Source organism: Streptomyces kebangsaanensis (assembly GCF_001906585.1).
Classification (GTDB): domain Bacteria; phylum Actinomycetota; class Actinomycetes; order Streptomycetales; family Streptomycetaceae; genus Streptomyces; species Streptomyces kebangsaanensis.
In genome coordinates, this window is sequence record NZ_JUJA01000166.1 from 24,158 (window position 1) to 35,089 (window position 10,932).

Annotated in this window: 7 protein-coding genes and 4 pseudogenes; 3 read left to right on the plus strand and 8 right to left on the minus strand. The window is 75.5% G+C overall.

Annotated elements, in window-relative coordinates:
• Window positions 1-2,532 (plus strand): cation-translocating P-type ATPase (locus RH94_RS45540; RefSeq protein WP_234426237.1); only part of this gene is annotated, 2,532 nt, incomplete at its 5' end.
• 363 nt (window positions 2,533-2,895) lie between these two features.
• Here the strand turns inward: RH94_RS45540 and RH94_RS45545 are convergent.
• The 7 genes and pseudogenes from RH94_RS45545 to RH94_RS34220 form a co-directional block, all read right to left on the minus strand.
• Window positions 2,896-3,691: pseudogene (locus RH94_RS45545) on the minus strand (NADP oxidoreductase); the annotation flags it as partial.
• A gap of 1 nt (window position 3,692) precedes the next feature.
• Window positions 3,693-4,244: pseudogene (locus RH94_RS45550) on the minus strand (FAD-dependent oxidoreductase); the annotation flags it as partial.
• Window positions 4,245-4,402: 158 nt separating this feature from the next.
• Window positions 4,403-4,796 (minus strand): annotated as a pseudogene (locus RH94_RS45555) (TetR family transcriptional regulator); the annotation flags it as partial.
• Between the two features lies 1 nt (window position 4,797).
• Window positions 4,798-5,068 (minus strand): annotated as a pseudogene (locus RH94_RS45560) (helix-turn-helix domain-containing protein); the annotation flags it as partial.
• Between the two features lie 144 nt (window positions 5,069-5,212).
• Window positions 5,213-5,914, minus strand: a complete 702-nt coding sequence (locus RH94_RS34210) for an HAD family hydrolase (RefSeq protein ID WP_073952197.1) — start codon at window positions 5,912-5,914, stop codon at window positions 5,213-5,215.
• 68 nt (window positions 5,915-5,982) lie between these two features.
• Window positions 5,983-6,918, minus strand: a complete 936-nt coding sequence (locus RH94_RS34215; RefSeq protein WP_073952198.1) for a M56 family metallopeptidase — start codon at window positions 6,916-6,918, stop codon at window positions 5,983-5,985.
• A 107-nt stretch (window positions 6,919-7,025) separates the two neighbouring features.
• Complete coding sequence (locus tag RH94_RS34220; protein WP_073952199.1) at window positions 7,026-7,580, minus strand: DUF5134 domain-containing protein; 555 nt, start codon at window positions 7,578-7,580, stop codon at window positions 7,026-7,028.
• Between the two features lie 198 nt (window positions 7,581-7,778).
• On the opposite strand from RH94_RS34220, the gene RH94_RS34225 reads away from it, so the two are divergent.
• Both RH94_RS34225 and RH94_RS34230 read left to right on the plus strand, forming a co-directional pair.
• Entirely contained in the window at window positions 7,779-9,461 is a 1,683-nt protein-coding gene (locus RH94_RS34225) for an FUSC family protein (RefSeq protein ID WP_073952280.1), read from the plus strand.
• Window positions 9,458-10,072, plus strand: coding sequence for a MarR family winged helix-turn-helix transcriptional regulator (locus RH94_RS34230; RefSeq protein ID WP_073952200.1), 615 nt, complete (start codon window positions 9,458-9,460; stop codon window positions 10,070-10,072). The genes RH94_RS34225 and RH94_RS34230 overlap by 4 nt, the downstream gene beginning before the upstream one ends.
• A gap of 26 nt (window positions 10,073-10,098) precedes the next feature.
• Here the strand turns inward: RH94_RS34230 and RH94_RS34235 are convergent, their stop codons facing one another.
• On the minus strand, window positions 10,099-10,899 hold the full coding sequence (locus tag RH94_RS34235) for a VOC family protein (protein ID WP_073952201.1): 801 nt from the start codon (window positions 10,897-10,899) through the stop codon (window positions 10,099-10,101).
• Between the last annotated feature and the right edge of the window lie 33 nt (window positions 10,900-10,932).

Here is a 10,932-nt window from a genome sequence, read left to right on the forward strand (position 1 = left end):
GCCGTACCGACCCCGTTCGAACAGGCCACCGACTGGGTCCGCAGGACCGTCGACCGCCTCACCCGGCACCCCGTCCTCGCCCCGGCCCGCTGGACCTACGACCTCGGCCGGGCCGTGCGCGGCGAACTGCGCGACCCCCTCACGCCGGTCCTGGCCGTCGGTTCGGCGGCCTCCGCGATCCTCGGCTCCGTGGTGGACGCCCTGCTCGTCGTCGGCGCCCTCGACCTGAACGCCCTCGTCGGCGGCGTCCAGCGGCTGCGCGCCGAGCGGGCGCTGTCCGGGCTGGTCGCCGGGCAGAAGCAGCGGGCGCGCGTCGCGCCGCCGGAGGGCGAAGCCCCGGCCGACGGCACCCGTACGGTCGACGCCGGAAAGCTGCGGCCCGGCGACGTGATCGAGCTGAAGGGCGACGACGTGGTGCCCGCCGACGCCCGGCTGCTGTGGGAGGACGGTCTGGAGGTCGACGAGTCCGCGCTGACCGGGGAGTCGCTGCCGGTGCAGAAGCAGACCGACCCGACCCCGCACGCGGCGGTCGCCGACCGGCTCTGCATGGTCTTCGAGGGCACGACCGTGGTGGCCGGGCAGGCCCGGGCCGTCGTGGTCGACACCGGGGACGACACCGAGGCCGCCCGCGCCGTGCACCTGGCCGCCCGCACGCCTCCGGCCGCGGGCGTGCAGGCCAGGCTGCAGGAACTCACCCGCAAGGCCCTGCCGTTGACGCTGGCGGGCGGAGCCGCGGTGACCGGTCTGGCGCTGCTGCGCGGCACCCCGATCCGCGAGGCGGTCAGCGGTGGCGTGGCCGTCGGCGTGGCCGCCGTCCCCGAGGGTCTGCCGCTGGTGGCCACGGTGGCGCAGCTGGCGGCGGCGCGGCGGCTCAGCCGCGACGGCGTCCTCGTACGGACCCCGCGCACGCTGGAGGCGCTGGGCCGGATGGACACCGTCTGCTTCGACAAGACCGGCACCCTCACCGAGAACCGGCTGCGCGTGGTGCGGGCGTCCGACGCCGCCGGGACGGTCCACGCGGTCGGCGAAGCGGAGTCCGCCGACACGCTGCGGGTCGCCGCGCGGGCCTGTCCACGGCTCAACGGAGACTCCGACCGGCCGGTGCACGCCACCGACGAGGCCGTCCTCGACGCGGCCGGCCCCGACCCGGACTGGGTGCAGCTCGACGAACTCGGCTTTGAAACCACCCGCGGATACGCCGCCGGCGTCGGACGTGCCGCGGACGGCCCCCGCATGCTCGTGGTCAAGGGCGCCCCCGAGACCGTCCTGCCCGCCTGCGCCGGTCTCCCGGCCCACGCCGTCGACACCTCGCGCGCGCTGGCCGGGCGCGGACTGCGGGTGCTGGCGGTGGCGCAGCGACGGCTCGACGAGCACGAGGACATCGAGGAGGTATTCGAACAGGAGCTGCGGGAGCTGGAGTTCATCGGCCTGCTGGCGCTGTCGGACGTGCCCCGCGAGACGTCCACGGCCCTGGTGCGCGGTCTGTACGAAGAGGGCGTACGACCGGTCATGCTCACCGGCGACCACCCGCAGACCGCCTGGGCGATCGCCACCGAACTGGGCTGGCCCGAGGACACCGTCGTGGTCACCGGCGACGAACTCGCCGCCGCGGACCGCTCGGCCCGGGCCCGCATGCTGCGGGACGCAGGCGTCGTGGCCCGGGTCGCGCCCGAGCAGAAGCTGCAGGTCGTCGAGGCGCTGCGGGACGCGGGCCGGGTGGTCGGCATGGTCGGCGACGGCGCCAACGACGCCGCGGCGATCCGCGCCGCCGACATCGGCGTGGGCATCAACGCCCGCGGCTCGGCGGCCGCGCGCAACGCCGCCGACATCGTCCTCACCGACGACGATCTGACCGTCCTGATCGACGCGGTCGGCGAGGGCCGTGCCCTGTGGCACAGCGTCGCCGACGCCATCGCCATCCTGATCGGCGGCAACGCCGGCGAGGTCGGCTTCGGCCTCCTCGGCACGCTGCTGTCGGGCACCGCGCCGCTGTCCACCCGCCAGATGCTCCTGGTGAACCTGTTCACGGACCTGTTCCCGGCGATGGCGGTCGCGGTGACCCCGAAGGAGGACGGCGAGCGGGTGCGGTCGGCGACGCCGGAGGACGCGGCCGGCGGGGTCCTGGGCGAGGCGCTGATCCGGCAGATCCGCCACCGCGCCCTGACCACGTGCCTGGGCGCGCTCACGGCCTGGCTGATCGGCCGCTTCACACCCGGCACCAACCGCCGCTCCAGCACGATGGCCCTGTGCGCCGTGGTCGGCACCCAGCTCGCCCAGACCCTGCTCGACCGCCGCGACAGCCCGCTGGTCCGGGTGACCTCCCTGGGCTCCGCGGCCGCCCTCGTCGCGCTGATCCAGACGCCCGGCGTCAGCCGGGCCCTGGGCTGCACCCCACTCGGACCCGTCGCCTGGGCCGGCGTCGCCGCGGCGATCGCCCTGGCCCTGGCGGGCCAGCGGGCCCTGCCCCGCCTGGAGGAGACGGTCGTCCGCCTCCTCCCGAAGCACAGGCCCCTGGAACCGATCCGACCCTGACACCGGCCGGCCCGCCGGCAGAGGACCACCTGCCGCCGGCGGCTCGTGCTCGCCGGGCCCTGGTGTCCGGCTCCGGTCGTGTCACCGGCGGCCGGGCCGACCAGGTGCGGGGACGGTGGCGGTTGCGCCAGGTCCTGGTGTCGGATCTCCGTACGTCCCGGCGGCTCGGTCCGGCCGGGGGCCGGGGCCCTGGTGCCGGGTTTCCGTCGTACGTCGGCCGACGGGCCGTAGGGCTGCCGCCGTCCGCTCCGGGCGCGGGCCCGGTGCCGGTTCGCCTCGAACGGGGCCCGCCCGAAGACCTCGGGGAGCGCCTGCCCGGGGCACCTCCCCGCCGCCGGGCGGGCGAGGCGTCGGCGACCGGCCCTACGGGGCCCCGCTGCGTGCCGCCGCGCGCAGTGACTCCCAGTCCGGGAGCTTGACCGCGCCGCGGCCCAGGGAGGCGCCGAGGGCCGCCTCGACCCGTTCGATGGCCTGCCAGCCCGCCCATTCCACGGGCTCGACGCCCTCGGCGCGCAGGGCGGGGACGGAGTCGTCCGGGACCTGCGCGCGCACGAGCGCGGGCGCGTCCGCCAGCAGCGACGTGACCGTCTCCTTCGCGCAGGGCCGGTTGGTGCCGATGACGCCCGTGGGACCCCGTTTGATCCAGCCGGCCACGTACTCGCCCGGCGCGATGGCCCCGTCGCGCAGGACGCGCCCGCCCCGGTGCGGCACCGTGCCGGTGCCGGCGTCGAAGGGCAGCCCGTCCAGCGGCACTCCGCGGTAGCCCACGGAGCGCAGCACCAGCTGGGCCGCGATGTCCTCGTACCGCCCGGTCCCGGTCACGCCGCCGTGCCCGTCCGGCACCGTACGTTCCAGCCGCACCGCTCCCACCCTGCCGTCCGCGGCGAGCAGTTCGGCGGGGCGCAGGAAGAAGCGCAGCCGGATCCGGCGGGCGCCGCCCTTCGCGGGCGCCGCCGCCCAGCCGCGCAGGACCTCGATGTTGCGGCGCTGGGCGGCGGGCAGCGCCGAGGGGTCCGTGAACGCCGGGTCCAGCGCCAGCTCCTCCGGGTCGACCACGACGTCGGTGTCCGGCAGGGCGCCCAGCTCGCGCAGCTCCTTGGTCGTGAAGCGGGCCTGCGAGGGACCGCGCCGACCCACCATGTGGATCTCGGTCACCCGGNGCTCGCCGCGAGCGCGGCCAGCGCGCCCTCGGGCATGTCGGTACGGCTCAGCTCGGCCGCGCCGCGGGCCAGCATGCGGGTGACGTCCACGGCGACGTTGCCCACGCCGATGACGACGGCCGACCGCGCGCCCCGGACGAAACCGTCGTCCACGGCGTCGGGGTGGGCGCTGTACCAGGAGACGAACTCGGTCGCCGACCAGCTGCCCGGAAGGTCCTCGCCCGGGATCTGGAGGTGCCGGTCGGTGGCGGCGCCCACGCAGTACACCACCGCGTGGTACAGCTCCCGCAGCCGCCCGACGGGCAGCCCGCCGGGGCCGCCGACCTGCACGCCGCCCAGGAACCGGACCCGCTCGTGCTCCAGGACCGTACGCAGGTTGTTCTGCAGGGACTTGATCTTCTCGTGGTCCGGAGCCACGCCGTAGCGCACCAGCCCGTACGGGCACGGCAGCCGGTCGAGCACGTCGACGCACACCGAGGGGTCCTGCTGGACGAGGCCCTGAGCGGTGTAGCACCCGCTCGGCCCCGAGCCGACGACGGCGACACGCAGCACTGCGGAACTCCTTACCCCGGCGGAACGGAGGAGATCGCTGATGGCTCCAGCATCGCACCAAGCGTGCCGCCGGGGGAGACCGGCGGCACGGGATGGCCCGCGTGTCGCGCCGACGAGCCGTGCGCCGGCCGCCGGACCGCGGCTCGGGGGCTGCCGGACTACCGCTCCGGGCGCCGGTCGGTGGCGAAGAAGCGGGACAGGTCGGTGTCGCGGGATCCGCCGGGCGGCCGGGTCCCGGGCGGCAGGCCCATGTCCCAGTCGAGCCGGTAGCGCTTGAACAGCTCCGCCCGCAGCACCGGCACCGGCATCGGCGCCCCGGGCACCAGCGCCGCGTAGACGGCGCCCATCAGCAGGGCCCGCAGCATCGGGTAGTCCGCGTCGACGTCCGTCGAACCGCGCCGGGCGACGGTGTCCCGCAGGAGGTGGGAGAACCGCTGCTGCTCCGGGCACTGCACGAAGCCCTCCGCCTGGAGGATCCCCGCCATGTGCTGCCGCATCAGCACCGGCCGGTCCCGGGCCAGTCCCAGGATCGCGTCGATGGCCCGCGCCAGCNGCTCCCGGCCGTCCTCGGTGCACGGCTCGCGCTCCAGCGCCTCCTGAAGCGTGCGGTGCATCAGCCGGTGCACGGCGGACTGCACCAGCTGGCGCTTGCCGGGGAAGTAGTAGGAGACCAGACCGCGGGCCGTCCCCGCACGGTCGGCGATGGCGCCGAGCGTCGTCGCGTCGTACCCGTGCTCGCCGACCACCTCGACAGCCGCCTGCAGAAGCCGCTCCCGGGAACGCCGCCGCAGCTCTTCGTTGACCGAGGCGCTGCGCGGAGACATGCGGAACTCCTGTGTTGACTGGCTGCCAGCCAACTATACTCGGCGCGAGCGCACCGGCCCCGGCAACGGGGTCCGGTCGGGCTGCCGTCCGTCTCGGGCGACGCGGGGGATCGTCCGAGACGGACTCGCGCGCGTCCGGCGGGCTCAGGCCGCCCGGTGGCCGACCAGGTCGAGCACCGGCAGCAGCGCGTCCGGCCGGTCCGTGACCGGCAGGTGGTCCACGAAGTGCACCCCGCACCCCAGAGCCGCCGCACCGCCGTCCGCACGGCGGTCGTCGCCGACCATGAGCACGTCCTCGGGACGCGTGCCGAGTTCCGTGCAGGCGGCCGCGAACAGGCGCGGGTCCGGCTTCTGGATGCCGTGCTCGTACGACAGCACATAGGCGTCGACGTACGGGTCGAGACCGTGCGCGCGGAACACCGGGCGCAGGTCCCAGCCGATGTTGCTCACCACGCCCACGCCGGTCCCGCGCTCGCCCAGCGCGCGCAACACCTCGGCCGCGTCCGGGTAGGGTGCCCAGGCCGCCGGGGTCATGTGCCGGTCGTACAGCGCGTCGTGCAACGCCGGATCGGGCAGCGGAACTTGGCGGGAGAGGGCGGTGTAAGCGGCCCGGTGCTGCTCGGCGCTGCGGTCCCGGACCTCCCACAGCCCGGCCAGCCCCTCGGGCAGCCGCACGGGGGACGCACCGCCCGGCAGCGCTCCCGCCTCTTCCAGCGCTCGCGCCTTCCCGGCCAGTTCCCGCTCGTCCAGGGTGAGTCCGGCATCGTCCAGCACGGCGCGCAGCCAGGACTCGGTGGGCTCGACACGGAAGAGGGTTCCGGAGAAATCGAAGAGTACGGCAGCCATGAGGTGATCATCGCCCGGTTCGGCCTTCCGGACCCCCTGTTCCGGACGATCGCCGCCGGGAACACCGGTCAGCCCAGCGCCCTCAGCCCCGGTACGAACGCCACCAGCACCGGCACCACCGGAACCAGCGACGCGAGTGCCGTCAGGCGCAGTCTGCGGGCCGCCGTCAGCCTGGCCGGGGGAGTGAGGAGGCGGTGCACCCGCTCGGGGACCTGGGTCCCGGGGGTGGGGCAGGGGCCGAACACGCCCCGGTGCTCGTTGAGTTCGACCAGGGCGAGGGCGGTCGTCAGACGGCCGAAGCGGCGCGAGGCCATGTCGTCGGCGGCGAGTTCGACCAGCCGGTGCATCTCGTCGCGGAACGCGGCGAACACCGGCACCTGCGGAAAGCCGCCCGCCAGCGCGGAGGAGCAGTGCAGCAGCCAGTCGTGCCGGGCCCGCGCGTGGCCCTGCTCGTGCGCGAGGACGGCGTCCAGCTGCCGCCCCTTCAGCCGGCGCAACGCGGCCGTGGTGATGACCAGCCGGGGCGAAGGGCCGGGCAGCCACCAGGCGTCCGGCCGCTCTCCCTCCAGCACGACGAGCCGGTCGTTGCCGGGCTCCTCACCGGGCAGCAGCGGGGCACGGACGAGGAGTTCGGCCCGCCGCCGGCGCCGCCGCGCCCGGGCCCGTACGACCTCACGGACCAGCATCGCCGCGCTCCACAACCCGCCGCAGGCGAGCGCCACCGCGGCGGCCGGCGCGGTGGCTCCCGCCGCGCCGAACGCGTACGCCTCCACCACCGGGCGCGGAGCCGTGGCGAACACAGGGCCGCGCACCTCCTGCCAGGCGGCCGCGGCGCTGAGCGTCATCGACAGCGCGCAGCACAGCAGGACCGCGGCCACCACGCACTGCCACACCCACAGCGCCAGCACCGGTTCCCGGTCCGGCCAGTCGGCCCGGGCGAGCAGCCGGGGGGCGGCGACGGAGAGGAGGGCGCCGAGCAGCAACAGGACCGCGGGGACCACCATGCGAGCACCCTATGAGCGGCCGGCTGCCCGGCGTGCGGCTCCGCGCGGCAAAGTGACACAGACCACGGCACCGTACCCCCGCCCCCGCCGTCCGGGAGGGGGCCGTCTCACACGGCCGGCAGCATGGCCACCATGGCCACCCCCATCGACAGCCGGCACACCCGCGCCAGCTCCGGCCGGTCGCCCCACCCCGCGCCCCCGCCCACCGTGCTCCCGGCCACCGCCCCGGCAGGGACCAGCCGGGCGCCGGACAGCAGGACGTAGCCCGCGAAGTACAGCAGCAGCGCGCCCGTGACCAGTGGCGTCCCCGCCCCGCCGTGTGCGTGGGGGGAGCCGGGCGAGGCAGCCATCACCACCGACATGTAGACCATGGCCGACGCGCCCATCAGGTGGTGCAGATGGTGCGGACTCCGCCGTGCCGACCACAGCGCGCGCAACGCGGCCGCGCCGAAGACCACCGCGTAGGCCGACCACGCCCACGCGGGCGGCGTGAACACCGCCGCCGGCACGGCCATGGCGGCCATGCCGAAGCCCATCAGCGCCTCGCCGCCCGCGGCCCGGCGCTGTTCCTCGACGGTGCTGCGCATACGCAGCAGGCAGTACGCCCCGGTCGCCGCGCACAGCGCCACCAGCAGCCAGCCGGCCGCAACCGATCCGTGCACCCCCCACCTCCCCGCTCGACCCGCTCGACGGGTCCCGGCCGCCGCCGGGCGGCAGGCCGTCGGTCAAGCGATGCCCACGGCACGCGGTGCGCATACGGGCGCAAAGGGGTACACGGGGAGCATTCGCCGGAGCGCGGCAGGTCATCGCCGAGGTCCGGATATGCTTTACCAGTAAAACACCTGTTAAGCTTGTTCGTCATGAGCAGTGCGACCCCCACCCCCGCCGGCCGGTTCGCCCGGCGGCTCCCGCTCACCGGCGTACTCCGGCTCGGGCGCCCCTCGGACATCTGGTTCAAACCCGCCCTGAGCGCCGTCGTCTCGGCCGCCCCGCCCAACCTCACCCTGCTCTTCCTCGGCCGGCTCGACCTGGCCATGTACACGATGGCCGGCTCACTGTGCGCCCTGTACGCCCACAACCGCCCCTACGCGGCCCGGGCCCGTGCCCTGGCCTGGGTGGTGCTCGGCATGGTCGGCGGCCTCGCCCTCGCCCTGGTCACGGCCTCGCTCACCACTGACCCGGTCGTCCTGGTCACCGTGGGCGCCCTGATGGCCGCCGTGCAGAAGGTGCTGTGCGACGCCACCCGCATCGGTCCGCCCGGCAACGTCATCCTCACCTTCATCAGCTCCGCCTCCCTGTTCGCCCCGCAGACCCTCGGCCAGGTGCCGGCCCACGTGGCGCTGGCCGTAGCGGCGGGCGTCTGGTCCTGGCTGGTCGGCATGGCGCCCGGACTGCTGCGCCCGCACGGCCCGGAGCGCCGCGCCACCGCCCGGGCGCTGAACGCGGCCGCCGCCCACGCCGCCACCGGTGGCACCGGCGACGGCCACGCCCGGACCCGCGCCGCCGCGGCCGCCGCCGTACAGGCCGCCTGGCAGACACTGCTGTCCACCGGCGCCCGCTCCGCGACCCGGCGCGCCCTGGAGCGGCTCGTCGTGCGCGCCGAGGTCGCGCTCGCCGCCCCCGCGGACACGGACCCCGACCTGCTGCGGACCTGGGCCCGCCAGGTGCGCGGCACCGGACCGGTCCCGCAGGCCGGTGAGACGGCGGAGGCCGCCGACGAACTCCTCGGCGTGGACGCCGAGATCAGCGCCCCGCGCCGGCCCTGGCGGAGCCTGCTCGGCCCGCTCGCCCCGATCGCGGTGCGCACCGCCCTCGGCTGCGCCCTCGCCGGCTACGCCTCCCTCGCGCTCGGCATCGGCCGCCCCTACTGGGCCCTGGTCACCGCCGCCTCCCTGTACCAGGCCAACCTCACCCTCACCTGGAGCCGGGGCATCCAGCGTGTCGTCGGCAACCTCGCCGGCGTCCTCGTCTTCGGCGCCGTCGTCCCGCTCGCGCACTCCAGCGGCCTCGCGCTCGTCCTGCTCTGCCTGGCCTTCAACTTCGGCGCCGAGGCGCTGATGGGCCGCAACTACTGGCTCGGCAGCGTCTGCGTGACCCCGCTGGCACTGCTCATCATCGAGTTCGCCGGGCACCACGAGCCGGGCGAGCTGATCACCGAGCGGGCCGTGGACACCCTCGTCGGCGCGCTGGTCGGCTTCGTGGCCGCCGTCGCCGTCACCAACCGCAGGGCGGGCGACCGCATCGAGCACGCGCTGACCGCCGTGGACCGGGCCCGTGAGCGGGTCGCCCGCCTGCTCACCGAGGAGCGGCCGGCGCCCGCCGCCCTGGAATCAGCTCGCCGAGGCCTGGCCTCCGCGCTGGTCGACCTGCGGGCCACCGTCGACGCCGCGTCCGGCGAGTGGTGGCAGCGCCCCCTGCCCCAGGAGCGGGTGGTGCTCGCCGAGCAGTCCGCACACCGTACGCTCGCTGCGGCGATACGACGCCAGGGCCCGCACGCCCCGGCGACCAGTACGGACGTGACGACGGAGGACCTACGGCCATGACGGCGAGGAACGGACGGCCGGCTCGGACGGGAGCGGTGGGCGCGGAGGCGGCGCGTGAGCGGACGCCCGGCGCGGGAGGCGTGCCGGGCGCGGCGTCCGGCACCGCCCACGACGACACCGTCGCCGGTGTCGTCCGCCAGTGGCGGGCCGTCCACCCCGACCTGGACACCGCGCCGATGGAGATCATCGGCCGGATCAACCGCTGCGCCGCGCTGTTCCAGCAGGCCGAGGACGCGCCGCTGCGCCGGGCGGGGCTCAGCCGTCCCGAGTTCGACCTGCTCGGGGCGCTGCGCCGCACCGGACGCGAGCTCACCCCGAGCGAACTGGCCCGCGAGACGTTCTCCTCGGGAGCCGCCGTCACCAAGCGCCTGAAGCAGCTCACCGAACGCGGCCTCGTGGAGCGCCGCGGCGATCCCCGCGACCGCCGTGTCGCCCACGTCCGTCTCACGGACGCCGGACGCGCCCTGGTCGACGGCGTCCTGCCGGAGCAGCTCGCCTACGAAAGGGCCGCCCTGTCCGGACTGGACGGCGAGGGGCAGGGCGAGCTGGCCGCGCTGCTCGGCGAGCTGCTGGGCCGCCTGGAGGGCCGCCCGGGGGCGCTGCGGATCTGAGGCGCTCCGGCGTCACGGCGCACGCCTCAGCCCTCCTGGCTCTCCCGGCGTTCCTGGTCCTCCTGGATTTCCTGAGCGGACCGGTAGATGCCGAAGATCGCGCCCTGCGGGTCGCGCAGCACCGCGACACGGGCGCCCTCCGGGACGGTCGTGGGCTCCAGCAGGGCCTTGGCTCCTGCCCGTACCGCGACGTCCGCGGTCGCGTCGACGTCCTCGACCGCGAAGTACGGCAGCCAGTGCGGCGGCACATCGGCCGGGAACCGGTCGTGCATCGCCGTCACCCCGCCGAAGTCCTCGCCGTGCAGACCCCACTGCGTGTACCACTCCGACGCGTTGACGCTCCAGCCGAACACGCTCGTGTAGAAGTCCCGGGCCCTTTTGATGTTCCGGGTGGCGAGCTCCACCCAGCCCAGCGAGCAGGGCCGGTTGAACACCCCGGCACCGGAGAAGCCCTGGGCCTGCCACATCTGGAAGGCCGCGCCGGACGGGTCCAGCGCCACCGCGAAGCGGCCCTCGTCGTCGACGTCCAGCGGGCCCTTGATCACCGTCCCGCCGGCCTCCACCACCCTGTTCGCCGCCGCGTCGACGTCGGCGACGGCGAACAGGACGTTCCACGCGACCGGTTGCGATCCCTGGTACAGGGGAGTGATCCCGGCGACCTCGGTGTCCCCCAGATGCGCGATGGTGTGCCTGCCCGAGTCCGGCCGGGAGCTGCGCTGCATGCGCCAGCCGAACACCTCCGCGTAGAACCGCGTGGACGCCTCCAGGTCGCTGGTGTCCAACTCCGCCCAGCAGGGTCCGCCGACCACCGGCTTGTCGAACTCCATGGCATCCTCCGGGAAGGCTCGTCCCCGCCCACC